The following is a 24,599-nucleotide window of genomic DNA, read 5'->3' on the forward strand; positions in this document are numbered from 1 at the left end:
CGGCCGGTCGCGTCCGGCCGTCCGCCGCCGGACCACGAAAGAGCCCGCCGTAGCGGCGGGCTCTTTCGCGTTCCCGGCCCCGGCGACCGACCCGGCAGGGACCGGAACGCGCACCTTGGCGCGCGCGGGCGGCCCCTGGCGCGCGGGCGCGGACGGCCTTAGTGGGCGCGGGCGGGCGCGGGCCGGCCTTAGTGGGCGCGCGCGGGCGCGGGCGGGCCTTAGCGGACGGGCGCGGGCGGCCCTGGCGGGCGGGCCTTAGCGGGCGGGTGCGGTGGCGCGGCGGTGCAGGAAGGCCCGCACCTCCGGGTCGCTCGCGAGCGCGGCGGCCTCGGCGTACGCCGTCGACGCCGCCTCGTGCCGCCCGAGCCGGGCCAGCAGGTCCCCCCGGGTCGCGTGGTACGGCTGGAACCGCTCCCGCTCGGGAGGAAGGGCGTCGAGCAGCGCGAGCCCGTGCTCGGGCGACTCGGTGCGCCCCACGACGGCCGCGCGCGCGACCCGGCTGCCCAGGCTGGGTGCGACGGCGACCAGCGCGGTGTAGAGCACCCGGAGCGCGTGCCAGTCCGTCCTGCCGGTCCTGGCGCGGTCGCAGTGGACGGCCTGGATCGCCGCCTCCAGCTGGAACCTCCCGGGCGCCTGGCCGGGACGCTCGGCCCTGCGCAGGTACCCTTCGCCCTCGGCGATGAGCCGCCGGTCCCAGCTCGACGGGTCCTGCTCCTCCAGCGGCAGGAACGGCAGGCCGGGCCGCCGCGCCCGCGCCGAGGCCAGGGTGAGCAGCGCGGCCAGCCCCCACGCCTCCGGCTGGTCCTCCAGCAGGGTCGCCGCGGTGGTGGCGAGGTAGCGGGCCTCGCCGGCGAGCGAGCCGCCGTCGCCGCGCTCCGGCCAGGCCAGGGCGTAGCAGCCGTACACCGCCTCCAGCACCGGCGCCAGCCGCTCGGGCATCGCCTGCCGGCCGGGGACGGCGAAGGGGATCCTGGCGTCGCGGATCCGCCGCTTGGCGCGTACGAGCCGCTGCGACATCGCCGTGGCGGGCACGGCGAACGCCCGCGCGATCTCGGCGGAGTCGAAGCCGAGCACGGTCTGCAGCATGAGCGGCGTGCGGGCGTTCGCGGCGATCGCCGGGTGCGCGCAGACGAACAGCAGGGCCAGCCGCCGCTCCGGGATCGGGTCGGTGCCGATGCCGTCCAGCGGGTCGGCGTCGTCCCCGCGGCCCGCGGCCTCCTCCAGCGGAGCGGAGCGGCGGTGCGCGGCGGACTTCCAGAAGTCCCGCTGGCGGTTGCGCGCGACCGTCAGCAGCCAGCCCTCCGGGTTGTCCGGCACCCCGTCGCGCGGCCACCTGGTCAGCGCCTGCTCGAACGCCTGCGCCAGGGTGTCCTCGGCGAGCTGCAGGTCGCCGGTGGGCTCGGCCAGCAGCGCGACCAGCCGGCCGAAGGACGCCCGCGCCGCGCGCTCCGCCGCCTCCGCCGCGACCTCCGCCGCCTCCCCCGGCCCCGCCACAGCCCCCGGCCCCGCGACGGCCTCCGGCCCCACCACAGCCTCCGCCGCCTCCGCCGGCCCCGCGACGGTCTCCGGCACCTTCCACGGCCCCACAGCGGTCTCCGGTGGTTTCCCGGTCACGAGGACGGGACCCACGCGCCGGCCTCGATGTGCACCGCGCCCGGCCGGATCTCGACCGTGCCCCAGGAGGCCGGCGGCGCCTGCCGCGCCCATTCCAGGGCCGCGTCGAGGTCCGGCACGTCGATGACGATCACCCCGCCGAGCTGCTCCTTGGTGTCGGCGAACGGCCCGTCCTGGATGCGCGGCTCCCCGTCCGCGCAGGTGAGCGTGGTGGAGGCGGACGACGGCTGCAGCACCTGCCCGCTCACCAGGACGCCGGCCTGCTCCAGCGTCGCGGCGTAGCTGGCGAACGCCCGCATGCCGGCCGCCATCTGCTCGGGCCCGATCGTCTCCTCGCTCGCCTCTCCGTAGTGGAACAGCAACATGTACCGCATGACGTGATCCTCTCTCACTTGACCTGGTAGCGGGCGACGACGACGCCGGTGGTGGAGGTGACCGACTCTTCCAGCACGAGGTCGGCCCGGCCGCCGCCACCGTCGCCGCCACCGTCGCCGTCGCCGTCGCCGTCGCCGAACAGCCGGGTGCCCGAGCCGAGCACGATCGGGTGGATCAGCAGGACGTACTCGTCGACCAGCCCGGCCCGGTGGAGCGCGCGGACCAGCTCGCCGCTCCCGATCACGGTGATCACCCCGTCGATCTCCGTCTTCAGCCGCGCCACGGTCTCGGTGGCCTCGCCCGCCAGCGGGATGGAGTTGGGGTAGGCCAGGCGGGCGCCGCCGTCGCGGGTGGCGACGTACTTGCGCTGGTTGAGCAGCGCCTCGGTGAACGGGTTGGGCCCGGCGACCGACGTCCAGTGCCGCAGCAGGTCGTCGTAGGTCCGGTGGCCGAACAGCAGCGCCCTGGTGCGCGCCATGCCCGATCCGGCGAACCGCCCGGTCACCTCGTCGGCGTGGCCCACGCCCCAGCCGCCGTGGCGGAAACCGCCCCGGGTGTCCTCGTCGGGCCGCCCCGGGCCCTGCATGACCCCGTCCAGGGTGACGCTCTCGAAGGCGCTGATGGTGCCCATGCTGTCGCTCTCCTCGTCTCATGCCGGTGGTGGAGCCGCCGCGAGCGGCCCGGCACAGGTATGACGAGGACCGGAGGGTCGGACAGACAGGTGACGCCGCGATGGGCGGAAGTGACCGGAGAAATCACTGGGGCCGCGGCGGATCGTTCTCGGGGCATGCTGCGCCCGCGGAAGGGCGGCCGGGCGTGCCAGGCCGCTGGACCGCCTGTCGGTCAGGCGGTTTCAGGCGTCCCCTCGTCCTTGTCGGGACGGCCGGATCGGGGATTCAACCGGCGAGGGGGACGTTGAGTGGTAGTTGGGGCTGGACGGGAACCCCCAGCAGGTCTTCGACCGTGGAGACGAAGGTCTGGGCCTCCGCCAGGATCTCGTCGGCCTCGGCCGCGTTGATGCGGCTGACCATGCCCGCCTCCGCGGCGGCCCGCTTGGCGGCGGTCACCGAGAAGTAGGCGGCCCACTCGGCCAGGTGCGGCTCGGCCTCGGGCAGCAGCTCCCAGGCGCTGCGCAGCTTGCGCCTGCGGCTCTCGCCGGGACGGGGACGGGCCGCCAGCATCGCCGCGGCCGCTCTCAGGGCCGCCAGGTGCGCGGCCACATATCGGGACGCCGGGGTGCGAGCGGCGCTCGCCTCCGCCAGGCTGGAACGTGCGTCGGCCAAATGTGCCCGAACCGCAGGCGACAGCCGGGGCCCGGGCGTGTCTCTGGGCCTTGGTGCCATCTTGCGCGCCTCCTTGGAATCGTGGGCGGCTGCCGGCTTCCTCACCGGTGATGTCAACACTCTCAGACGCCACCGACATTTCCGCCGGGCTGGCCGGACGAGGAGCTTCCCCTCTCCCCGTCCGGCCAGGACACGCCCACTCGTCTCCGCCGACGACGAGGACGCGTCCTTCGCCCGTGGAGCCTGGCCGCGGGTCCCGCTCGGAGAGCGATCTCCGCGACCAGGTCCGGGTGACGTTGAGCCGCGAGCCTCACCGTCACTAGGTCGAACATAATTTCGATCACCCTGCGGTGTCAACCGATTCCACGAACACAGGTTCGATGACCTTGAAAAAGCCCGCCCCAGCAGGGCGATCCGCCGCCGCGACGGCGTGTCGCGGCGGCGGACGGCCCCCTGGCGGCGGGCTGACGACTGTCCCCAGACGGCCCGGGTGCCCCCGGGCGCGGTCAGGTGGCCGAGATGGCTCCCGAGGGGCACAGGTTGACGGCACGCCGCACGGTGTCCTCCAGCTCCGCGGGCACCTCGCGCTGCAACACCAGCACCGTGCCCTCGTCCTCGCTCTGGTCGAACAACTGCGGCGCGGTGAGCGCGCACATACCGGCGCCGATGCACACGGTCGTGTCTGCCTTGATTTCCATGGTGATGACCTCTACCAGGTGACAGGGAGGCGGTGCACTCCGTAGATGCTCATGTCCGAGCGCATCGGCACCTCCTCCGGCCTCACGGCCAAGCGTAGGCCAGGCAGGCGCCTGAGCAGCGCGGGGTAGGCGATGCGCATCTCGGCGCGGGCGAGCTGCTGGCCCAGGCACTGGTGGATGCCGTGGCCGAAGGTGAGGTGGCCGCCCGCGGGCCGGGTGACGTCGAGCGTGTCGCCGCCGGGGAAGCGGGCCGGGTCGCGGTTGGCCGTCCCCAGGCTGAGCACGACGTTCTCCCCCTTCCTGATGAGGTTGCCCTCGATCTCGACGTCCCGCTCCGCCACCCGGATCGGCCCCAGGTGGATGATCGTGAGGTAGCGCAGCAACTCCTCGACGCCGTTGTCCACGACGCCGGGGTCGTCGCGCATGGCGGCGAGCTGGCCGGGGTTGGTGAGCAGCGCGTACGTCCCGAGCCCCAGCATGTTGGCGGTGGTCTCGTGCCCCGCGATCAGCAGCAGGAACCCGACCCCGGCCAGCTCCTCGTCGTTCAGCTCGCCGCCCTCGACGAGCCCGCCGAGCAGGTCGTCGCCCGGCTCCTCGCGCTTGCGCCGGATGAGCCCGTGCAGGTACGCCAGCGTGCTGCCCACGGCGGCCAGCGCGTCCTCCGCCTTGCTCTCCAGGTTGAACAGGACCCGGGCGTCCTCCTGGAAGCGGGAGCGGTCCTCGTACGGCACCCCGAGCAGCTCGCAGATCACCAGGGACGGGATGGGCAGCGCGAAGTCCCGCACCAGGTCGGCGGGCGGCCCCGCGGCCTCCATGGCGTCCAGCCGGTCCTCGGTGATCTCGGCGATCCTGGGCTCCAGCGTCTTCATCCTGCGCACGGTGAACTGCCCGGTCAGCAGCTTGCGGTAGCGGGTGTGCTCGGGCGGGTCGGTACGCAGGAACATGCCGGGCAACACCTTGAGGTCCTCCCGCCTCATCAGCTGCATCCTGCTGGGGATGGGCGGGTGCATGTGCTCGGGGCGGTTGGAGAAGGCCGGGTCGGCCAGCACGGCGCGGGCGGCGGCGTAGCCGGTGACGAGCCAGCCGACGTGGCCGTCGGCGAAGGTCAGGTGGTGCATGGACGCCTGCCGCCGCAGCTCGCCGAGCTCGTCGGGCGGGTCCAGCGGGCGTTGCCGGACCATGGGAAGGGTCAGATCGGACATGCCTCGGCTCCTCTCGATCGTGCCTCCAGAAGACCTCACCGATTGAAATTTTGCAATGGGTGAAAAAATAAAGGACATGCAGTACAGTTCGCCCATGGCAGGACTGCGGGAGCGCAAGAAACAGCGCACGCGCCGGGCGCTGATCGAGGCCGCGCTCCGGCTGTTCGCGGAGAAGGGCTACGCCGACACCACCCTCGCGGAGATCGCCGCCGGGGCGGAGGTGTCCACCCGGACCTTCTTCAGTTACTTCAACGGCAAGGAGGACCTGGTCTTCCACGACGCCGAGGGCCGCGTGGAGCGGGCGCTGGAGCTGCTGGCCGGCCGGCGGCCCGGGGAGTCGGTCGTGGCGCTGCTGCTGCGGCTCATCGACGAGGGCTTCGAGCAGGCGAGGGAGTCCGGCGAGCTGGTCACGTTCGAGGAGGCCGAGCTGCGGATGCGGCTCATCATGACCGAGCCGGCCCTGCAGGGGCGGGCGCTGCTGCTGCTCTACGACAGCCAGCTCAGGCTGGCCAGGGCGCTGCACGAGGTGTGCCCGGACGAGCTGGACGAGCTGGAGGCGGCGGCCGCGGTGGGCGCGCTGTTCGGCGCGGTCAAGCTGGCCGTGATGACGCACCTCTGCGGCGACCGGTCGCTGCAGCGGATCCAGGTGATCGCCCGCCGCGCGGCCGGGATCGCCCTGGAGGGGCTGCGCACGCTGGAGACGCGGGCCGTCGCCAGGATTCACGCCGGGCCGCCGGGGATGGCAAGCTGAGAGCGATCAAGGAAGGGATTGCGCATGGGGGGCGGCGGCCGGGGGCGGCGGATCGGCGCGGCGCTGCTGGCGCTCGGGCCGGTGCTGGTGGCGGCGTACGCGCTGGCCGGGCGGATCGCCGTCGGGCAGGCCGCCGAGGCGCAGGTGCGCGGCCCCGGCTGGGAGGGCGGCCGGATCGGGGCCGACGGGCTGACGACGCTCGGCGTGGGCGCCTGGCACGTGGTGGCCGGCACGGCCCTCGTGGTGGGGGCGACCGCGCTGGCCTACCTGGTCATCGGGTGGCTGCTGGGGCGGCGGCGCCGGGGGCGGACGTTCCTGCTGGTGCTGTCGGGCTTCCTCATCGTGCCGTACGCGCTGGGCTGCGTGGTGGCCCTCATCGACCCGCCGCGCCTGCTGGCCGGCCTCACCCAGGTGCCCGACTTCGTGGCCGGGCTGCCCGCCTGGCATCCGGCGACGGCGTTCCTGCTGCCCGTCGCGGGGCTCGCGCAGGCCGCCGGGCTCGCCCTGGCCGCCAGCCGCGGCGCGCCGCCCGCCCCCGGGTCCCCCGCCGAGCCGGAACGGGCCCGCCCCGCCTCCCCCTGAGCCCAGCCTCCTCGTGAACCCCGCTTCCCCCTGAGCCCCTGGCTCAGCCCGCCAGGGCCGCCTTCAGCGTGGCCGTGATGACGTCCAGGACCGGCCGCGGCTCGGGCACGAGCGTTGTCAGGTCGCCGCCCCGCCCTTCCATCAGCCCGGCGACGACGTTCGCGTAGGTGGACATGCTGTGCCCCACCTGGTACGGCTCCATCAGCCCCGCCAGCGCGGTCCGCGCCTCGCCCAGCGGCACCGGCCGATACACCACGGGCCTGCCGAGGACGCCCGCCAGTGCCCCGGCGAGGTCCCGCCCGCCCACCGCGGCCACGCCCTCCAGCTCGTACGTCCGCCCCGCGTGCCGCCCCGGCTCCCCGGCCGCCGCCAGGTCCGCCTGCGCCTCGGCCGCCACCCGCACGGCCGCGGCCGCCAGGTCGTCGCGGGCCACCACCGGCAGCCGCCCGCCGCCGAGCGGCGCGGCGAACGTCCCGCTCCCGGCCGCCCCGGCGGCTCCGGCGAGCGCCAGCCCGGCCGCCAGCTCGGCGTACAGGCCGTTGCGCAGGACCGTGACGGCGAAGGGCGCCCCGGCCAGGCACGCCTCGGTCCAGCGGTGCGCGAGCGCGATCGTCAGCAGCTCCCCCGACCCCGCCAGGCTCGTGTAGACGACGTGCCGCACGCCCGCCGCGGCGGCCGCCCGCACCACCGCCCCGTGGCGGGCCAGGACGACGTCGTCCTCGGCGTACCCGGCCGAGACGAACACCAGCACGTCCACGCCCGCGAACGCCGGCTCCAGCGTCCGCGGCCGGTCGAAGTCGGCGAGCCGGACGCCCGCCGTCCCGCCGCCGGAGCTGCTCGCCCCGGCCACCTCCACCCCGTCCAGAGCCCGCAGCCCGGCGAGGATCGCCCCGCCCAGCCGTCCCGACACGCCGGTGACGAGAATCATCGGTCCCCTCCTGTTGTTGTTCCGGTCGGACCGGGTCCAGCATGGGCGCGCCCGGGCGCCCGCCGTAAGGAGGCACTTTCATGTCAGTCGCGCACACCGGCGTAACCCCCCAGCTCAGCGGGCCGTGCGGGGACGACGACTGCGGGATCCGGGACGTGCTCGACCGGCTCGGCGACAAGTGGACGGTGCTGGTGATGGTGGAGCTGGCCAAGGGGGTGCGGCGGTTCAGGGAGCTGCACCGGGCGATCCCCGGCATCTCGCAGCGCATGCTGACGCTGACCACGCGGCGGCTGTGCCGGGACGGCCTGGTCGAGCGGACGGCCTACCCGACGATCCCGCCGCAGGTCGAGTACCGCCTGACCCCGATCGGCCTGAGCCTGGCCACGGCGATCGAGGGCCTGGCCGGCTGGTCGAGGGAGCACAAGGACGCGATGGAGGCGGCCAGGAGCCGCTGGGACGCCGCCCACCCGGGAGAGGCGGGCTAGCTAGCTCACAGGCCCGCGAACCGGCCGCGCACGTGCACCGGCACGCCCTTGCCGAGCAGGCCGGGCAGCACTTCGGCCACGTTCATCGGCATGCGCACGCAGCCGTGGGAGGCCGGCGAGAGCGGCACCGACAGCGCGCCGTGGAAGGCGATGCCGCCGTTGAAGAAGATCGGGTTGTACAGCTCGCCGAGGTAGGACCTGTGCCAGCCGCTCGCGCGCCAGGTGGTCCGGTAGTCGCCGGTGGGCGTCCTGGCCGAGCCGCAGAAGCGCTGCTCCTTGCCCTGCCACACCGCGGTCTCGCAGTACGGGACGCCGCTGCCGGAGGAGATGTGGGTGATGAGCTTCGGCTGCCCGCCGACGTACAGGACCATGATCTGCTTGGTGAGGTTGACCTCGGCGCGGGTCGGCCGGCCGCGGGGCACCAGGACCTTGGGAGCCCTCGGGCTCTCCAGGGCCTCCCAGGTGCGCCTGGCGATCGTGCTGGTCGGCCTGATGCCGTTGACCTTCTGGAACGCCCAGACGGCCGCCAGCGTGGTGCCGCCGTACCGGCCGTCGGCGCTGCCGGGGCGGTAGCCCAGGTCGGCGAGCCGCCGCTGCATCCAGGTGACGGCCTTGCCCTTGGCGCCCAGCCGCAGCGTCTTGCGCGGGGCGGCGGCCGGGGTGGCGGCCGAGGTGGTGGCGGCGGGGCCGGCCTGCGCGGCGGCGCCCCCGCCCGGCCGGGCCTGGACGGGCGCCGGAGCAGGCGACCGTGTGGACGAGTGGGCGGACGAGTGGGCGGACGAGTGGGCGGGTGCCGGGCGCGCCGCCGTCGCTCCGCATCCCGCCAGCGCGACGGCCCCCGCCGTCAGCAGAGCAGCCGTCCCGGACAGCCGTGCGACCCCCACCTGTATCACCTCTCCTGCCGTGAACAGCGGATCAAAGGACCCTACACCAGTCACCATGAACCGGTAATGAAGCCGTCAACCTGTTTAGAGTGTCCCCATGTCTGAGAAGTTGCCTCCCAACGCCGTCGTCGTGCAGTCCGCACTGCGGGAGCTGGGCGCGGGCGGCGAGGTCATCGTGCTGCCGGAGAAGGCGCCGACCGCGGCGAGCGCCGCGGCGCAGCTCGGCTGCGAGGTCGGGGCGATCGCCAACAGCCTGATCTTCGACGCCGACGGCGCGCCGCTGCTGGTGCTGACGAGCGGCGCGCACCGCGTGGACACCGCGCTCGTCGCGCGTACGGCGGGCGCGACGAGCGTGCGCCGGGCCACCCCGGAGTTCGTCCGGGCGGCGACCGGCCAGCCCATCGGCGGCGTGGCCCCGGTCGGGCACCCGGCGCCGGTGCGCACCCTGGTGGACAACTGGCTGAGCAAGCACGAGGTGGTGTGGGCGGCCGGCGGCCATCCGCTGACGGTCTTCCCGACCACGTTCGACGAGCTCGTACGGATCACCGGGGGCACTCCGGTGGACGTCGAGTAAGGTGCGACGGGTGATCGAGTTTCGCGGGGCGGGGCCGGCCGAGTTCACCGAGCGGCTGGAGACGGTGATCGGCATCTACGCGGACGCGATGAACCCGCCCGCGGACCAGATCACCGGCCGCAAGGCCATCATGCGCAACCACGCGTCATATCCCTATTTCCAGTGCTATTTCGCGGAGTTGCGCGACTCACCGTCGGCGCCGGGCGGGCGCGGGGAGCCGGTGGTCGCGGGCTTCGCCTACGGCTTCCGCGGCGCGCCCGGGCAGTGGTGGCACGACGTGGTGTTCAGGGCGCTCGCCGAGCGGTCGGGCCGCGAGGTCGCCCACGCCTGGCTGGGCCACGCCTTCGAGCTGGCCGAGATCCACGTCCACCCCGACCACCAGGGCAAGGGCATCGGCCGCGCCATGATCAGGACGCTCTGCGCGGGCCGCCCCGAGCGCTCGGCCGTGCTGTCCACCCACGACCGGCCGACCGCGGCCCGCCATCTGTACGCCAGCCTCGGCTTCACCGACCTGCTCAGCGGGTTCGTCTTCCCCGGCGGCTACGAGGAGTACGCCGTCGCGGGCCGCCCGCTGCCCCTTTCCTAGACCAGGGTTTGCCGTGTCATGGGCCGGGGCATGACGATGGCGGAGAGTGACCGTTCCGTTACCGTCCGATGGGAGTTCCCCGCCGCCATCCGCCCGATCCCCCTGCGGGCGGATGTCAGGCGGGCAAGGAAGCCGGCGCGAGGCGCTGGAAGACCTCCCGCGAGGCGCTGGAGCGGTTGAAGGTGATGAAGTGGATGCCCGGCGCGCCCTCGTCCAGCAGCCGCTGGCACAACTCGGCGCCGTGGTCGATGCCGAGCCGCCGCACCGCCGCCGGGTCGTCCTTGACCGCCTCGAAGCGCGCCGCCACGTCGGGCGGGAACGGCGCCCCCGACAGCTGCTCGGAGCGCGCGATCGTGCTCATCTGCGTCACCGGCATGATGCACGGGATGATCGGCGTGTCGCAGCCCCGGGCCGCCACCCGGTCGCGCAGCCGCAGGTAGTCGTCGGCCTGGAAGAACATCTGCGTGATCGCGTAGTCGGCGCCGGCCCGGCACTTGCGCACGAAGTATTCGGTGTCGGACTCGATGGACGGCGAGCGCGGATGCTTGAAGGGGAAGGCCGCCACGCCCACGCAGAAGTCGCCCGCCTGCCGGATCAGCCGCACCAGCTCCTCGGCGTAGAGCACGCCCTCCGGGTGCCGCACCCACTCGCCGGTGGGGTCGCCGGGCGGGTCGCCGCGCACGGCCAGGATGTTGCGCACCCCGGCGTCGGCGAAGCGCCCGACCAGGTGGCGCAGCTCGCGGACGGAGTGGTTGACCGCGGTGAAGTGGGCCACCGGGGTGAGCGTGGTGTCGTGGGCGATGCGCTCGACGATGTCGACGGTGCGGTCGCGGGTGGAGCCGCCGGCGCCGTAGGTGACCGACACGAACGTCGGCCGCAACGACTCCAGCTCCCTGATCGCCTTCCAGAGCTGCCGCTCGCCCTCGTCGGTCTTGGGCGGGAAGAACTCGAAGGAGAACGTGCGGCCGCCGGCGGCGAGCATGTCGCGGACGGTGGGGACACGTCCCGGCAGGATGGAGGGTCGTCCGAGCGCCATGGTCCAAGGCTACAGGCAGCCGGGCCGGGCACGGAGGCCCCCGGCCGTCACCCCGGCGGCTCGCGGACCTCACCCCGGCCCGGATCGGAACCGCTCCGACCGGCCACTAGTCTCGGAGACATGACCACTGACGCCGCGAGCATGGACGTCCTGCGCACGCGCGTGGAGCGTGCCCTGGGCGCCTTCGTCGAACGCCAGCTGCCCGCCTCCGGCGACCCCGATTTCCGGCCGCTGCGCGCGGCAGCCGAGGACCTGCTGGCCGGCGGCAAGCGGCTGCGGCCCGCGTTCTGCTACTGGGGGTGGCGCGGCGCGGGCGGCGCGGACGACCCCGCCATCTTCACCGCGGCGGCCTCGCTGGAGCTGCTGCAGGCCAGCGCGCTCGTCCATGACGACGTGATGGACAAGAGCGACCTGCGCAGGGGCATGCCGTCGGCGCACCGCCGCTTCGAGACCCTGCACGAGAAGGCCGGCTGGCACGGCTCGGCCGAGCAGTTCGGCGAGGGCGCGGCGATCCTGCTGGGCAACCTGCTGCTGATCTGGTCGGGCGAGATGTGGCGCACCAGCGGCCTGCCGCGCGAGTCGCTGGAGGCGGCCCAGCCGGTGCACGACCACATGCGCACCGAGCTGATGTGCGGCCAGTACCTCGACCTGCTGGAGCAGGCGCACGGGGAGAACACCTTCGAGTCGGCGCTGCGGGTGGCGCTGTTCAAGAGCGGCAAGTACTCGGTGGAGCAGCCGCTGCGGCTCGGCCTGGCGCTGGCCGCGCGCAAGCTCACCCCCTGGATGGACGAGCTGTGCACCGGCTACGGCCAGGCGGTCGGCATCGCCTTCCAGCTGCGCGACGACATCCTGGGCGTCTTCGGCGACCCGGCGCAGACCGGCAAGCCCGCCGGCGACGACCTGCGCGAGGGCAAGCGCACCATGCTGGTGGCCCGCACGCTGGCCGCCGCCTCCCCCGGTGACGCCGCGACCGTGCGGCGGCTGCTCGGCGACCCCGGGCTGGACGAGGGCGGGGTGGCCACGCTGCGCCGCGTCATCGAGGGCACGGGCGCGCTGGACGAGTGCGAGCGTCTGATCGGCGACTACCTGGGCGAGGCGCTGTCCGCGCTGGACCGGGCTCCGGTCACCGAGGAGGCCCGCGCGGCGCTGAAGGAGCTGGCGGTCGCCGCCACCTCCCGCAGCACCTGACGACCCGGCGGCTCCCGATCCGACGGCTCCCGATCCGGCGGCTCCCGATCCAACGGCGCCGGGCCTGACCGCGTGTGGCCCGACCGCGCCGGGCCCGACCGCGCGGCCCGACGGCCCCCGGCGCGACGACGCCGCCCTCCCCCGTGCGGGGAGGGCGGCGTCGGTGGTCGGGTGACGGGTCAGGCCGCTGCGGCCAGGCGCTTGGCGAACTCGGCCGCCGCCGCGCCGGGGTCGTCGGCGTCGGTGATCGCCCGCACGACCACGACCCGGCGCACGCCGTACGACAGGACCTCGTCCAGGTTGGCGAGGTCGATGCCGCCGATCCCGAACCACGGCCGCGAGGTGTCCAGCGACGCCGCGTGCCGCAGCAGCGACGGGCCGGGCGCGGGGCGGCCGGGCTTGGTGGGCGTGGGCCAGACGGGCCCGCAGCAGAAGTAGTCGACGCCCTCCTCCACGGCCGCGGCGGACGCCTCGGCGGCGGAGTGGGTGGACCGTCCGATGACGATGTCGTCGCCGAGTATCTCTCGCGCGACCGTCAAGGGAAGGTCGTCCTGCCCCAGGTGGAGCACGTCGGGACGGGCGGCGTAGGCGATGTCCGCCCGGTCGTTGACCGCCAGCAGCTTGCCGTGCCGGTCGCAGGCGTCGCGGAAGACCTCCAGGAGGGCGAGTTCGTCGCGTGCCTCCAGGCCCTTCTCCCGCAGCTGGATGATGTCCACGCCGCCTGCCAGCACCGTGTCGAGGAACTGCGCCAGGTCGCCGCGGTCGCGGCGGCCGTCGGTGCAGAGATAGAGGCGGGCCTCAGAAAGCGAGGGCTTGGGCACGCCGCTTGACCTCCGTGTGACGGCCGGCCCTGATCGCCTCGATGGGCGAGCCGGGCAGGGAGTCGTCGGGGGTGAAGAGCCAGCGCAGGGACTCGACGTCGTCGTAGCCGGCGTCCTGCAGCACGGTCAGCGTGCCGGGCAGGCCCTTCATCACGTCCTTCCCGTCGAGGAACACCGCGGGCACCTGCGGCGCACCGCTGCCCTCCCGGCGCACGCCGAGGAGCTTGTGGTCCTTGAGGAGTTGCTTGGCCCGCCCGATCGAGAGGTCGAGGCGCCGGGCCACTTCGGGGAGCGTGAGCCACTCGTTGACGAGTTGGTCGGTCTCCCGGTCGATCTGCGCAACAGAAAGCGTCACGGAACCACAACTACCACATGGCGTGCTTGCTCAAACAACACAATCCCGTAGGGGCACTTCTGGATCTACCAGGCGTTCCGCGTCCAGCCGGGAGCCCGCGTCGATGAGCCGGCGGCCCTGGACGAGATCCCGCGGGCGATCGACGGCGAACACCGCGGCGATCGTGCCGTCGCCCTTCAGCCAGACGGCCGACCACTTGCCCTCCGGGCCGCCGCGGTAGAGCAGGCGCTCGCCCGCCGGGTGGTGGCCGGCGTACTGGACCATGTGCCCGAACTGCTCCGACCAGAAGTACGGCACCGGGTCGTAGACGGCGTCCTCGCCGAGCAGGGTCGCGGCGGCGACCTCGGGGGCGTTGAGCGCGGTGTCCCAGTGCTCGACCCGGAGCCTGGTCCCGAAGCGGCGCGACCACCAGGCGGCGCAGTCGCCGACCGCGACCGTGCCGGGCAGGGAGGCACGCAGGCGCTCGTCCACGACGACGCCGTTGTGCAGGTCGAGGTCGGCGTCGGCCAGCCACTCGACGGCCGGGCGCACGCCGATGCCGGCGACGACCACGTGCGCGTCCACGAACTCGCCGCCGACCAGCTCCACGCCGCCCTCCTCGACGGCGTGGACCATCGTCTCCAGGCGCAGGTCGATGCCCTCGTACCAGCGCTCGGTGCGGGCGCCGATCTCCGCGCCGACGGCGGTGGCCAGCGGGGCGGGGCCGGCCTCGATCACGGTGACCGCGCAGCCGGCGCGGCGGGCGGCGGTGGCCACCTCGGCGCCGATCCAGCCGGCCCCGATGATCGCGACCCGGGCGCCGGGGACGAGCGCGGCCCGCAGCTCGTGGGCGTCGTCGAGGGTGCGCAGGACGTACTGCGGGCCGTCGCCGGGCAACCGGACCGGCTCGGCCCCGGTGGCGATGACCAGGCCGTCGTGGCGCAGCTCGCCCTCGGTGGTCTCGACGACCCCTGAGCGCAGCGCGACGGCGGACACGCCGGGGCGGAACGTGACGCGCAGCGCGGCCAGGTCCGTCTCGACGAACGTGGTGTCGGACTCGCCGAGCAGCACGCTCTTGGTCAGCGGCGGGCGGTCGTAGGGGCGGTGGCGCTCCCGCCCCACCAGGGTGATCTCGCCGCCGAACCCCCGCGCGCGCAGCGCCTCGGCCGTGCGCACGCCCGCCAGGCCCGCTCCCACCACCACGACATGGTCCACGAGCAAGACCATAGACGGAGGCCGGGCCGGAGGGTGCAAGGGGGGCGTGTCCGGGCATGGCGGCGAGGCCGTAGGCTGGAGAGCGTAAGACGCGCGGGAGTCCGGCCGCACCGGGCTGAGAGGAAGGCTGTGACGGGCCTTCGACCGCAAGACACCTGATCCGGATCATGCCGGCGAAGGGAGCGCCCAGTGGACGTGCCGGTGGATGTCACAGCGGATGTCGCGGCGGATGTCACAGCGGAGGTGCCCGCCGGCGTGCCGGCGGAGGTGCCCCCCGACGCGGTCCTGGTCGTCGGCGGCGGGATCGTCGGGCTGTCCGTGGCGTGGCGGCTGGCGCGGGCGGAGCGGCCGGTCACCGTGGTCGATCCGCACCCCGCCGGAGGCGCCTCGCACGCGGCGGCCGGGATGCTGGCGCCCGTCAGCGAGGTGACCTACACCGAGGAGCCGCTGCTGCGGCTGGGCATGGCGTCGCTGCGGCGCTGGCCGGCCTTCGCCGCCGAGCTGGCCGCCGACGCGGGCCTGCCCGGTGCCGACACCGTGGACCTGCGCGCGGAGGGCACGCTCGACGTGGCCTTCGGCGCCGACGACCTCGCGGCGCTGGACGAGCTGGCCGCGTTCATGGAGAAGCTGGGGCTGCCGGTCGAGCGGCTGACCGGGCGCGAGTGCCGCCGCCTGGAGCCGATGCTGGCGCCGTCGGTGCGCGGCGGGCTGCTGGCCTCGGGCGACGCCTGGGTGGATCCGCGCCGCGTGACGGCGGCGCTGCTGGCCGCGCTGGAGCGGCTGGGGGTGCCGCTGGTGCGCGCCCGCGCCACCGAGCTGCTGCGGGAGAACGGCGTGGTCACCGGCGTACGCCTGGAGGCGGGCCGGGGCGCAGCGGGCCAGGACGCGGCAGACCAAGGCGCGGCAGACCAAGGCGTGACGGGCCAAGGCGTGACGGGCCAAGGCGCGGCGCGCCAAGGCGCGGCGCGCCAAGGCGCGGCGGGCCGGGGCGCGGCGGGCGGGCCGGGCGAGCTGCGGGCCGGGCGGGTGGTGCTGGCGGCCGGTGCCTGGAGCGCCGGGCTGGCCGGGGTGCCGGTGCGCCCGGTCAAGGGGCAGATCCTGCGCCTGCGCTCGCCGCAGCCGCTGCTGAGCCGGTGCGTACGCGGCACCGTCCACGGCTCGTCCGTCTACCTCGTCCCCCGGGGCGACGGCGAGCTGGTGGTCGGCGCGACCCAGGAGGAGCTGGGCTTCGACACCCGGGTGACCGCCGGCGGCCTGTACGAGCTGCTGCGCGACGCCAGGGAGCTGGTGCCCGGCGTGACCGAGCTGGAGCTGGCCGACGTGGTGGCGGGCCTGCGCCCCGGCACGCCGGACAACCTGCCGCTCATCGGCCCGCTCACTGGCTCACTCACTGGCTCACTCACTGGGCCGGACGGCGCGGCGAGGCTCGTCCTGGCCACCGGCCACCACCGGGGAGGCGTGCTGCTCGCGCCCCTCACGGCGGCCCTGGTCGCCGGGGAGACGAGCGCCGAGGAGGGCGAGCTGGCGGCGCTGTGCTCGCCGGCGAGATTTCGGGAGATCTCATGAAGGTGCAGATCAACGGGGCCGCGCACGAGGTCCCCGACGGCACGACCGTCGCGCAGGCCGTGCGGACCCTGACCACGGCGACCACCGGGGTGGCCGTGGCGCTGAACGACGAGGTGGTCACGCGCGGCGCCTGGGAGACCACGGCGCTGCGCGACAGCGACCGCGTGGAGGTGCTGACGGCGGTGCAAGGTGGATGATCTGATCATCGCCGGGGAGAAGTTCTCCTCCCGGCTCATCATGGGCACCGGCGGCGCCCCCTCCCTGGAGGTGCTGGACCAGGCGCTGGCGGCCTCCGGCACCGAGCTGACCACGGTCGCCATGCGGCGGCTCGACCCGCACGCGCGGGGCTCGGTGCTGGACGTCCTGCGCGAGCGCGGCATCAAGGTGCTGCCCAACACGGCCGGCTGCTTCACCGCGGGCGATGCCGTGCTGACGGCCCGGCTGGCCCGCGAGGCGCTGGGCACCAACTGGGTCAAGCTGGAGGTCATCGCCGACGAGCGGACGCTGCTGCCGGACCCGATCGAGACGTTCGACGCGGCCGAGCGGCTGGTGGCCGACGGGTTCGTGGTGCTGCCGTACATCGGCGACGACCCGGCGCTGGCCCGGCGGCTGGAGCAGGCCGGCTGCGCGGCCGTGATGCCCCTGGGCGCGCCGATCGGGTCGGGCCTCGGCATCCGCAACCCGCACAGCATCGAGCTGATCGTGGAGGCCGCCGGGGTGCCGGTGATCCTCGACGCGGGCATCGGCACGGCCAGCGACGCCGCGCTGGCGATGGAGCTGGGCTGCGACGCGGTGCTGCTGGCCACCGCGGTCACCCGGGCGCAGCGGCCGGACCTGATGGCCGCGGCCATGAAGGCGGCGGTCACGGCCGGGCGGCTGGCCCGCCAGGCGGGCCGCATCCCGCGCCGCCGCCACGCCGAGGCGTCCTCCCCCATGACACCGTGACCGCGCTGCCGTGACCGCGCCGCCGCCCGGCCGTCGCGGCCGGGCCGTCGCGGCCGGGCCGTCGCGGCCGGGCTGTCGTGAGGCTTCTGGGGGCTCTGGGGTCGCTCGGGCGGGCGGAGCCGCTGGTGCGTGGCGGCGAGCACGTCTCGGCATCGGTTTCGGGCGGCCGGGCCCTGCCGGTGCCAAAACGCCCGTAAACTCAGCCGGGTGGATACGACGACTGCGGACCCTCTGGTCGGGCGGCTCCTCGATGGACGCTATCGCATCGAGAGCCGGATCGCCCGGGGCGGTATGGCGACCGTCTACCTGGCGCTCGACGTCCGGCTCGACCGGACGGTCGCGCTGAAGGTCATGCACCGCTCGCTCGCCGAGGACCCCGCGTTCGTCAGGAGGTTCATCGGCGAGGCGAAGTCGGTGGCCAGTCTCTCCCACCCCAACGTCGTGCACGTCTTCGACCAGGGCACCGACAACGACGTCGTCTACCTGTCGATGGAGTACGTCCCCGGCCGCACGCTCCGCGACGTCCTGCGCGAGCGCGGCCGGCTGCCCGCCCGCGAGGCGCTGGAGATCCTGATCCCGGTGCTGGCCGCCCTCGGCGCGGCCCACCAGGCCGGCATGGTGCACCGCGACGTCAAGCCCGAGAACGTCCTGATGACCGACGACGGCCGGGTCAAGGTCGTCGACTTCGGCCTGGCCAAGGCCATCGAGGCGACCAACCAGACCCGCACCGGCGTGATGATCGGCACGATCGGCTACATGGCGCCCGAGCAGGTGCTCACGGGCGCGGCCGACGTGCGCAGCGACGTCTACGCGGCCGGCATCATGCTGTTCGAGCTGGTCACCGGGCAGCAGCCCTACGACGGCGAGACGCCCATGTCGATCGCCTACCGGCACGTCCACGACACCGTGCCCGCGCCGTCGTCGCTGGTCCCCGAGGTGCCGCCGCTGATCGACACGCTGGTGGCGCAGGCGACGGCGCGCGAGCCCCACGACCGGCCCAAGGACGCCACGGCCATGCTGGTGGCGGCCGTGGACGCGCACCGCATGCTGCCGCGCACCACGATCCCGCCGCTGTCGCACTCCCAGCCGTACGGGCCGCAGCAGGGCTCCGGCCCGATGCCGGCGCCGCTGCCGATGCCGGGCTCGACGGCCGGGTCGATGGCCGGATCGATGGCGGGCCCCATGACGGGTTCGGGGCCGATGACCGGTTCGGGGCCGATGACGGGTTCGGGGCCGATGACGGGTTCCGGGCCGGTGCGGCCGCAGCCGCCGTCCCAGCCGAACGACCGCACGGCCGTGCACGCCTCCCCCTCGATGCCCCAGGCGGCGCCCTCGCACACGCTGATCCAGCCGCGCGCCGAGGTGCCCGAGCGCCGGCGCGGGTTCCGTCCCAACTGGTTCCTGATGGGGCTGGCCGTGATCATGGTCGCCGCCGTCGCGCTGACCGGCTGGTTCTTCGCCCAGCCCGACTACGTCCGCGTCCCGAAGCTGGTGGGCCAGAGCGTGGAGCTGGCCGAGCAGAGCGCCGTCAAGAGCGGCTTCAAGATCAAGATGGCTCCGGGCCGGTACGACGAGAAGACCGCCGAGGGCCTCGTCCTGTCCACCGACCCGGTCGCCGAAACCGAGGTCGAGGAGGGCAGTACGATCACGCTGACGCCCTCCCTCGGCCCCAAGCGCGTGGTCGTGCCCGACGTGGCCGGGATGACGAGCAACGCCGCCCGTGCCGCGATCGCCAAGGAGGGGCTCACCGTCGGCTCGGTCAAGCGCCTGCCCAACACCGCGGTCGAGCGCGACAAGGTGATCCGCACCTCGCCGCAGGTGGGCGAGAAGGTCAAGGAGGGCGCGCGGATCTCCATCTTCGTCAGCGCCGGCCTGGTGATGCCCGACGTCGGCGGCATGCCGAAGGACGAGGCCGCCGGCTACCTCGGGCAGCAGGGCTTCAACGTGCAGGTCCAGGAGGTCGACGACGACGCCGAGCCGTGCACGGTCATCGCCCAGGTGCCCAAGGCCAAGTCCGAGGTCGACCAGGGCGCGCAGGTCATGGTGACGGTGTCGCGCTGCCAGACCGACTTCTGGGACTGGTTCCGCCACGGCGACAACGAGGCCCGCGACGACCAGCAGTTCGTCATGGTGCCCCAGGTGATCGGCAAGAACGTCAACGACGCCCGGCGCGAGCTGGAGGCGCTGGGCTTCAAGGTGCGGGTCAACCGGCTGGGCAACCGGGGCGTGGTGCAGTTCCAGCGTCCGCTGCCCAGCAGCGAGCGCCCGCCCGGCAGCACCGTCTACCTCTGGCAGTGACCCGTCCCGCCCGGCGGTGACCGGCCGCCGGGCGGGGGGCGATCAGGGGGCCAGGTGGCCGTGCAGGCGTACCCGGGCCAGGCCGCCGTCCGGGTGGATGTCCACCCGGACGTGGGTGACCGGGCCGGCGGCCGGGTCCGGGCGGAAGCGGTGCGCGGTGTCGGGCTGGAGGCGGGTGCGGGGCAGCAGCTCCACCGGGGCCGCCACGCCGGGCTCGCCGTCGAAGCCGGTCAGCGAGACCGCGGCGGGGGCGTTGAAGAGCAGGTTCGTCGTGTCGATCTCGGCCAGGCGGATCACGCCGCGCCCGGCCAGCCGGATGACCAGCCAGTCGTTGCCGCCGTCCCGCCGCCGCGCGGTCTCCCAGCCCTCCGCCTGGTGGCGGGCCAGGCCGGGGGCGATGACGTTGCCGGGGGCGGAGTAGAAGTCGTCGGAGCAGGCGGTGACGAGGCCGCCGTTGTGCAGGGCGGCCAGGTCGAGGCCGAGCCCGTCGTACCAGGACAGGTCGGGGCGGGGCTCGCCGTGCACGCGCAGCCGGGCGACGCCGCCGTCGGGGAAGATGCTGAGCCGCACGTGCGTGTGACGTTCCCCGGCCGCGACCTTGAAGTGGTGCTCGGCGTCCCCGCCGAGCGCCGTCCGGGGCACGATCGGCGTCCACGGGGCCGCCAGCAGCTCCTCGGGCGACGGGTATCCCTCGACGGCGGTGGCCTCGACGGCGGCGTACGGCGGGAAGTTGCCCTTGAACCAGGCGGTGTCGATCACCACCCCGTGGATCACGCCGGGCACGCCGAGCCGCACCAGCGCCCAGTCGTGGCCGGGCCCGCGCCGCCGCCGGGTCTCCCAGCCGTCGTACACCTGCCCCTTGGAGCCGAACGTCCCGGCCAGGAAGTCGGGCCGGCCGGGCCGGAGCAGGCTCTCCTTCTCGGCGAAGGACTCGTCGCTGGCGGCCACGACCGCGCCGCCGAGGGTGCGCAGGGCCAGATCGGGCAGCCAGGTGAAGTCGGGCATCTAACGCTCCTCCAGCAGCAGCCGTCCGTGCGGCAGGCCGTCCACGGGCCGGCCGCGCAGCCAGGTGGTCAGGACCGCGCCCTTGAGCACGCTCCCGTGGTACGGGGTGACGGGGTTCTTGTGGTGCAGGCGGGCGGCGTCCACGGGGTGGTCGGCGGCCGGGTCGAAGGCGACGAGGTCGGCGTCGTTGCCCGGCGCGATCGCGCCCTTGCCGGTCAGGCCGGCCAGCTCGGCGGGGGCGGCGGCCATCCACCGCGCCACGTCGGCCAGCCGGTGCCCCCGGCGCGCCGCCTCCGTCCACACGGCGGGCAGGCCGAGCTGCAGCGAGGAGATCCCGCCCCACGCCGCGGCGAAGTCGGGGGTCTTGAGGTCGGCGGTGGACGGCGAGTGGTCCGACACCACGCAGCTCAGCACGCCCGCGGCCAGCCCTTCCCACAGCAGGTCCCGGTTGGCGCGGGAGCGGATCGGCGGGCAGCACTTGAACGCGGTGTCCCCTTCGGGCACCTGCTCGGCCGCCAGCGTCAGGTAGTGGGGGCAGGTCTCGGCCGTGACCGGCAGGCCGCGGGCCCGGGCGTCGGCCAGCACGTCCAGGCAGCCGGCGCTGGAGACGTGCAGGACGTGCACCCGCGCGCCGGTCCGCTCCGCCAGCTCCACGATCCGCCGTACGGCGCTGTGCTCGGCCGCGTCCGGCCGCGAGGCCAGGAACTCCGGGTACGTCGGCCCGGCCGGCTCCCGCAGCAGCGCCGGGTCCTCGGCGTGCACCACCATGAGCGCGCCCAGCCCGGCCACCTCCTCCAGCGCCCGCCGCAGCTCGCCGCCCGCCAGCGGCGGGAACTCCTCGACCCCGGACGGCGACATGAAGCACTTGAAGCCGCGCACGCCGCGCTCGTGCAGCGGGGCCAGCTCCTTGAGGTTGCCCGGCACGGCTCCGCCCCAGAAGGCGACGTCCACGTGGCACCGCCCGCGCGCGGCGGCCAGCTTGGCCTCCAGCGCGGTCACGCTCACGGTGGGCGGCAGCGAGTTGAGCGGCATGTCGACGACGGTCGTGACGCCGCCCGCGGCCGCCGCCCTGGTGGCCGAGGCGAAGCCCTCCCAGTGCTCCCGCCCGGGCTCGTTGACGTGGACGTGCGTGTCCACCAGGCCGGGCAGCAGCGCCAGCTCGCGCAGGTCGACGTCCTCGGCGGCGTCGAGCGGCGCGTCGTAGGGGTGCAGGGCCTCGATCCGCTCCCCCCGCACGGCCACCGCGGCGGGCCGCTCCCCCTCGGGCGTGACGGTCCGGCGGGAGCGGACCACGAGGTCGAGCCGGGTCATCGTCATCCCTCCGCGAGGTGGTCGGCGGCGATCCTGGCGGCCAGGCGCTCCAGCAGGGGGCCGGCCTCGGCCATGCAGCGCGCCGGGTCGGGCTCCAGGTCGGTGAGGGCGTAGGCCGCCTCGATGCCGGCGGCCTTCAGCTCGGCGTCGGTGAGCGAGCGCCGCCCGCACACGGCGACGACGGGGACGCCGGCCCTGGCCGCGGCCTGCGCGACCCCGACGGGGGCCTTGCCGCGCAGCGACTGCTCGTCCAGCGAGCCCTCGCCGGTGATCACCAGCCGCGCGCCGGCGACCTGGGCGCCGAAGCCGAGCAGCCCGAGCAGGTAGTCGATGCCGGGGCGGATCTCGGCGTGCAGGAACGCCATCGCCGCGAAGCCGACCCCGCCGGCCGCGCCTGCGCCGGGCGCTCCGGCCACCCCCATGACGCGGACGACGTCGTCGTGCTCGACCGCGCCCATCAGGCCGTGGGTGCGGGTGGCCACGGCGGCCAGGCGGCTCAGCCCTGCCTCCAGGGTCCGTACGTCCTCCGGGCCGGCGCCCTTCTGGGGGGCGTAGACGGCGGCGGCGCCGTGCGGGCCGAGCAGCGGGTTGTCCACGTCGCTGGCCACCACGACCTCGATCCCGGCCAGGTCGAGGAAGCCGGACATGTCGATGCGCTCCAGCGCCGCCAGCGCGGCCCCGCCCCTGGGCAGCTCGTCGCCGGCGGCGTCCAGCAGCCGCGCGCCGAGCGCCTGCGCCATGCCCGCTCCCCCGTCGGTGCAGGCGCTGCCGCCCAGCCCCAGCACCACGCGCTTGGCCCCGCGCCGCACCGCGTGGGCGATCAGCTCGCCGGTGCCGTGGCTGCCGGCGGTCAGCGGCTCCGGCCCGCCGGGCAGCCGGCGCAGCCCGGACGCCTCGGCCAGCTCGACCACGGCCGTGCCGTCGCCGGGGTGCCAGGCGTAGGAGGCCGCGACGCGCTCGCCGGTCGGGCCGGCGACCTCGGCGGTGACCCGCTCGAACCCGCAGGCCACGGCGGCGTCCACGGTGCCGTCGCCGCCGTCGGCCACCGGCAGCTCCACGGCGGGCACGCCGAGCCCGGCGCTCACCCGCGCCGCCACCTCCGCCGCCGTCAGCGAGCCCTTGAACTTGTCAGGGGCCACCAGAACATGCTGAACCACTACGAACTCCCACACGATGGTGAACAATGGCCGGACACGCCTTCCTGCCCGGTGCGAGCGGGCGGGAGGGCGTGACTCATCATCCTGACATTGGGGTGTTACGGGGAATCACGCCGGTACATCTACGCCGGTCCGGGGCACGGGTCCGCGGGGACCCAGGGACGTCCGGGACGTGACATGCCCTCAGCGTATGTGCGCCCCATGCCCATGACCAGACAGACCACGACGACCCCCGCCCCACCACTTCCCCGCCGGGCGAGGGACGGTGCGCGCATGTCCGGCTGCCGTCCCCAGCACCGGCCGCCTGTGGACGCCCGCCCGTCAACTACGCTCCCTCCGGGAAGGGAGCATCTGTGCGGAGTTCTGGTCATATTTCGGGGCGGCAGCGGCGGGCCCGGCTGGGCGTGCGGCACCGGCTGGCGGTCAAGGCGGCCACTCCGGAGGAGGCGGCGGCGTCCGTGGTGGCGCTGCACGGCACCGATCCGCCGACCGTGTTCCTGTCGGCGGGCGCGCGGCTGGCGGCGCCCGGTCCCGGGCCGGTGGAGCGGGCGCTGTACGACGATCGCACGCTGGTGCGGATGACCGGGATGCGGCGGACGGTGTTCGTGGTCCCGGCGGAGCTGGTGCCGATGGTCCACTGGTCCACGATGGCGCCGGTCGCGCGCCGGGAGCGGCGCTCGCTGATGAGGACGTTCGGCGAGGGCGGCTGGGACGAGACCAGGATCGCGGCGGCCGAGGCGGCGGTACTGCGGGCGCTGGCGCGGGCGGGCGAGGCGTCCGCCGAGGAGCTGGGCGCGCTGGTGCCGGAGCTGCGCGAGCAGGTCAAGGTGGCGGCGGGCAAGCCGTACGAGGCGCTGGTCAGCCTGGGCTCGCGGCTGCTGCCGCTGATGGCGATGGACGGCCTGCTGGTACGCGGCCGCCGCGCGGGCGGCACGTGGGTGAGCGGGAAACACCTGTGGGGCGCGGCCCCCGAGCTGCCCGCGATGGCGGTGCCCGAGGCGCAGGCGGAGCTGGCGCGCCGGTGGCTGGCGGCGTTCGGCCCCGGCACGGAGGCGGACCTGAAGTGGTGGACCGGCTGGACGCTGTCCGAGGTGCGCAGGGCCGTGTCCGCGGTGGGCGCGGTGGAGGTGGAGCTGGACGAGGGCCCGGGCCTGGTGCTGCCGGACGACCTGGAGGAGGTGCCCGAGCCCGAGCCGTGGGCGGCGCTGCTGCCGGCTCTCGACCCGACCCCGATGGGCTGGCAGTCCCGCGACTGGTACCTGCCGCCCGAGCACCGGGCCGGGCTGTTCGACCGCAACGGCAACGTGGGGCCGACCGTCTGGTGGAACGGCCGGGTGGTGGGCGGCTGGGCGCAGCGGCCGGACGGCGAGATCGTCTGGCGGCTGCTGGACGACGTGGGCGCGCAGGGCCGGGCGGCCGTCGAGGCCGAGGCGGCCGGGCTGGCCGCCTGGCTCGGCGGGGTCAGGGTGACGCCGCGCTTCCGCACCCCGCTGGAGCGCGAGCTGTCGTCCCCCTGAGGAGCGGGAGGCCGGTCAGGAGGCCGAGACCGTCCTGATGAACTCCTCCAGGGAGTAGCGGCCGTCCTGGTCGGAGTCGGCGCTCTGGCTCATCGCGCCGAGCGCCTCGGCGGGCAGGTCGGGGAAGTGGGTCTTCAGCTCGGTCTCGCTGATGTAGCCGTCACCGTCGGTGTCGATCGCGGTGAAGGTGCTCTTGAGCTGCGCCAGCCGCTCCTGGGGGAGTTCCGCGGTCACGGGGCCGCCT

Annotated in this window: 27 protein-coding genes and 1 riboswitch; of the genes, 11 read left to right on the forward strand and 16 right to left on the reverse strand. The window is 74.7% G+C overall.

Features of this window, described 5'->3' with window-relative positions; genetic code table 11:
• Positions 1 to 255 precede the first annotated feature (255 nt).
• The 6 genes from AB0H75_RS10035 to AB0H75_RS10060 all read right to left on the reverse strand — a co-directional run bounded on the left by AB0H75_RS10035 (position 256) and on the right by AB0H75_RS10060 (position 5,172).
• Positions 256 to 1,587 carry an RNA polymerase sigma factor gene (locus AB0H75_RS10035; RefSeq protein ID WP_367793441.1) on the reverse strand — a complete coding sequence of 444 codons (1,332 nt, stop codon included), beginning with the start codon at positions 1,585 to 1,587 and terminating at the stop codon, positions 256 to 258.
• 23 nt (positions 1,588 to 1,610) lie between these two features.
• Positions 1,611 to 1,988 (reverse strand): YciI family protein, encoded by a 378-nt coding sequence (locus tag AB0H75_RS10040; protein ID WP_367793444.1) that lies wholly within the window; start codon positions 1,986 to 1,988, stop codon positions 1,611 to 1,613.
• Between the two features lie 14 nt (positions 1,989 to 2,002).
• A complete protein-coding gene (locus AB0H75_RS10045; RefSeq protein ID WP_367793447.1) occupies positions 2,003 to 2,620 on the reverse strand; it encodes a dihydrofolate reductase family protein in 618 nt (205 codons plus the stop codon).
• Between the two features lie 265 nt (positions 2,621 to 2,885).
• Positions 2,886 to 3,272: an SAV_6107 family HEPN domain-containing protein gene (locus AB0H75_RS10050; protein ID WP_367793450.1), complete on the reverse strand. Its 387-nt coding sequence runs from the start codon at positions 3,270 to 3,272 to the stop codon at positions 2,886 to 2,888.
• A 506-nt stretch (positions 3,273 to 3,778) separates the two neighbouring features.
• Positions 3,779 to 3,970 carry a ferredoxin gene (locus tag AB0H75_RS10055; RefSeq protein WP_367793453.1) on the reverse strand — a complete coding sequence of 64 codons (192 nt, stop codon included), beginning with the start codon at positions 3,968 to 3,970 and terminating at the stop codon, positions 3,779 to 3,781.
• Between the two features lie 11 nt (positions 3,971 to 3,981).
• Entirely contained in the window at positions 3,982 to 5,172 is a 1,191-nt protein-coding gene (locus tag AB0H75_RS10060) for a cytochrome P450 (protein WP_367793456.1), read from the reverse strand.
• Between the two features lie 94 nt (positions 5,173 to 5,266).
• Here AB0H75_RS10060 and AB0H75_RS10065 point away from each other — a divergent pair, with 94 nt between their 5' ends.
• Both AB0H75_RS10065 and AB0H75_RS10070 read left to right on the forward strand, forming a co-directional pair.
• Entirely contained in the window at positions 5,267 to 5,923 is a 657-nt protein-coding gene (locus tag AB0H75_RS10065) for a TetR/AcrR family transcriptional regulator (RefSeq protein WP_367793459.1), read from the forward strand.
• Positions 5,924 to 5,947: 24 nt separating this feature from the next.
• A complete protein-coding gene (locus AB0H75_RS10070) occupies positions 5,948 to 6,505 on the forward strand; it encodes a hypothetical protein (RefSeq protein ID WP_367793462.1) in 558 nt (185 codons plus the stop codon).
• Positions 6,506 to 6,548: 43 nt separating this feature from the next.
• Here the strand turns inward: AB0H75_RS10070 and AB0H75_RS10075 are convergent, their stop codons facing one another.
• Positions 6,549 to 7,433: an NmrA family NAD(P)-binding protein gene (locus AB0H75_RS10075; RefSeq protein ID WP_367793465.1), complete on the reverse strand. Its 885-nt coding sequence runs from the start codon at positions 7,431 to 7,433 to the stop codon at positions 6,549 to 6,551.
• A gap of 80 nt (positions 7,434 to 7,513) precedes the next feature.
• Here AB0H75_RS10075 and AB0H75_RS10080 point away from each other — a divergent pair, with 80 nt between their 5' ends.
• The gene (locus AB0H75_RS10080; RefSeq protein WP_367793468.1) at positions 7,514 to 7,918 is read left to right on the forward strand and encodes a winged helix-turn-helix transcriptional regulator; all 405 of its coding nucleotides are present in this window, start codon (positions 7,514 to 7,516) and stop codon (positions 7,916 to 7,918) included.
• 5 nt (positions 7,919 to 7,923) lie between these two features.
• On the opposite strand, the gene AB0H75_RS10085 is transcribed toward AB0H75_RS10080, so the two are convergent.
• A complete protein-coding gene (locus AB0H75_RS10085; protein WP_367793471.1) occupies positions 7,924 to 8,802 on the reverse strand; it encodes a L,D-transpeptidase family protein in 879 nt (292 codons plus the stop codon).
• A 97-nt stretch (positions 8,803 to 8,899) separates the two neighbouring features.
• Here AB0H75_RS10085 and AB0H75_RS10090 point away from each other — a divergent pair, with 97 nt between their 5' ends.
• A complete protein-coding gene (locus AB0H75_RS10090; protein WP_367793474.1) occupies positions 8,900 to 9,376 on the forward strand; it encodes a YbaK/EbsC family protein in 477 nt (158 codons plus the stop codon).
• A 10-nt stretch (positions 9,377 to 9,386) separates the two neighbouring features.
• A complete protein-coding gene (locus AB0H75_RS10095; protein ID WP_367793477.1) occupies positions 9,387 to 9,962 on the forward strand; it encodes a GNAT family N-acetyltransferase in 576 nt (191 codons plus the stop codon).
• A gap of 115 nt (positions 9,963 to 10,077) precedes the next feature.
• Here AB0H75_RS10095 and metF read toward each other — a convergent pair whose 3' ends face one another.
• On the reverse strand, positions 10,078 to 10,998 hold the full coding sequence (gene metF / locus AB0H75_RS10100) for a methylenetetrahydrofolate reductase [NAD(P)H] (RefSeq protein ID WP_367793479.1): 921 nt from the start codon (positions 10,996 to 10,998) through the stop codon (positions 10,078 to 10,080).
• A gap of 120 nt (positions 10,999 to 11,118) precedes the next feature.
• Here metF and AB0H75_RS10105 point away from each other — a divergent pair, with 120 nt between their 5' ends.
• Complete coding sequence (locus tag AB0H75_RS10105; protein ID WP_367793482.1) at positions 11,119 to 12,186, forward strand: polyprenyl synthetase family protein; 1,068 nt, start codon at positions 11,119 to 11,121, stop codon at positions 12,184 to 12,186.
• Between the two features lie 179 nt (positions 12,187 to 12,365).
• Here the strand turns inward: AB0H75_RS10105 and thiE are convergent, their stop codons facing one another.
• Genes thiE through AB0H75_RS10120 form a run of 3 tightly spaced genes read right to left on the reverse strand, consistent with a single transcriptional unit; the run spans position 12,366 to position 14,556 of the window.
• Entirely contained in the window at positions 12,366 to 13,007 is a 642-nt protein-coding gene (gene thiE, locus AB0H75_RS10110) for a thiamine phosphate synthase (RefSeq protein ID WP_367793485.1), read from the reverse strand.
• Positions 12,985 to 13,362: an Rv2175c family DNA-binding protein gene (locus AB0H75_RS10115; RefSeq protein WP_367793488.1), complete on the reverse strand. Its 378-nt coding sequence runs from the start codon at positions 13,360 to 13,362 to the stop codon at positions 12,985 to 12,987. Before AB0H75_RS10115 ends, thiE begins: the two co-directional genes overlap by 23 nt.
• A 30-nt stretch (positions 13,363 to 13,392) precedes the next feature.
• Positions 13,393 to 14,556, reverse strand: a complete 1,164-nt coding sequence (locus tag AB0H75_RS10120; protein ID WP_367793490.1) for an NAD(P)/FAD-dependent oxidoreductase — start codon at positions 14,554 to 14,556, stop codon at positions 13,393 to 13,395.
• Positions 14,557 to 14,639: 83 nt separating this feature from the next.
• Positions 14,640 to 14,755: riboswitch (TPP riboswitch) on the forward strand.
• Between the two features lie 2 nt (positions 14,756 to 14,757).
• On the opposite strand from AB0H75_RS10120, the gene AB0H75_RS10125 reads away from it, so the two are divergent.
• From AB0H75_RS10125 to AB0H75_RS10140, 4 genes are all read left to right on the forward strand, one after another.
• A complete protein-coding gene (locus tag AB0H75_RS10125; protein WP_367793493.1) occupies positions 14,758 to 16,122 on the forward strand; it encodes an FAD-dependent oxidoreductase in 1,365 nt (454 codons plus the stop codon).
• Positions 16,119 to 16,319, forward strand: coding sequence for a sulfur carrier protein ThiS (gene thiS, locus AB0H75_RS10130; protein ID WP_367793496.1), 201 nt, complete (start codon positions 16,119 to 16,121; stop codon positions 16,317 to 16,319). Before AB0H75_RS10125 ends, thiS begins: the two co-directional genes overlap by 4 nt.
• Positions 16,312 to 17,067 (forward strand): thiazole synthase, encoded by a 756-nt coding sequence (locus AB0H75_RS10135; protein ID WP_367793499.1) that lies wholly within the window; start codon positions 16,312 to 16,314, stop codon positions 17,065 to 17,067. The genes thiS and AB0H75_RS10135 overlap by 8 nt, the downstream gene beginning before the upstream one ends.
• A gap of 207 nt (positions 17,068 to 17,274) precedes the next feature.
• A complete protein-coding gene (locus AB0H75_RS10140) occupies positions 17,275 to 19,365 on the forward strand; it encodes a PASTA domain-containing protein (protein ID WP_367793502.1) in 2,091 nt (696 codons plus the stop codon).
• A gap of 42 nt (positions 19,366 to 19,407) precedes the next feature.
• Here the strand turns inward: AB0H75_RS10140 and alc are convergent, their stop codons facing one another.
• The 3 genes from alc to AB0H75_RS10155 are packed head-to-tail and all read right to left on the reverse strand — an operon-like array spanning position 19,408 to position 22,820.
• Positions 19,408 to 20,370, reverse strand: coding sequence for an allantoicase (gene alc / locus AB0H75_RS10145; protein WP_367793505.1), 963 nt, complete (start codon positions 20,368 to 20,370; stop codon positions 19,408 to 19,410).
• Positions 20,371 to 21,681, reverse strand: a complete 1,311-nt coding sequence (gene allB, locus AB0H75_RS10150; RefSeq protein WP_367793508.1) for an allantoinase AllB — start codon at positions 21,679 to 21,681, stop codon at positions 20,371 to 20,373. It abuts the gene before it with no gap.
• Between the two features lie 2 nt (positions 21,682 to 21,683).
• The gene (locus tag AB0H75_RS10155) at positions 21,684 to 22,820 is read right to left on the reverse strand and encodes a glycerate kinase (protein WP_367793511.1); all 1,137 of its coding nucleotides are present in this window, start codon (positions 22,818 to 22,820) and stop codon (positions 21,684 to 21,686) included.
• Between the two features lie 371 nt (positions 22,821 to 23,191).
• On the opposite strand from AB0H75_RS10155, the gene AB0H75_RS10160 reads away from it, so the two are divergent.
• The gene (locus AB0H75_RS10160) at positions 23,192 to 24,355 is read left to right on the forward strand and encodes a winged helix DNA-binding domain-containing protein (protein WP_367793514.1); all 1,164 of its coding nucleotides are present in this window, start codon (positions 23,192 to 23,194) and stop codon (positions 24,353 to 24,355) included.
• A 15-nt stretch (positions 24,356 to 24,370) separates the two neighbouring features.
• Here AB0H75_RS10160 and AB0H75_RS10165 read toward each other — a convergent pair whose 3' ends face one another.
• Positions 24,371 to 24,589, reverse strand: coding sequence for an EF-hand domain-containing protein (locus AB0H75_RS10165; RefSeq protein WP_367793517.1), 219 nt, complete (start codon positions 24,587 to 24,589; stop codon positions 24,371 to 24,373).
• Positions 24,590 to 24,599: the final 10 nt, after the last annotated feature.

It is taken from the genome of Nonomuraea sp. NPDC050783, from assembly GCF_040802095.1.
Classification (GTDB): Bacteria; Actinomycetota; Actinomycetes; order Streptosporangiales; family Streptosporangiaceae; genus Nonomuraea.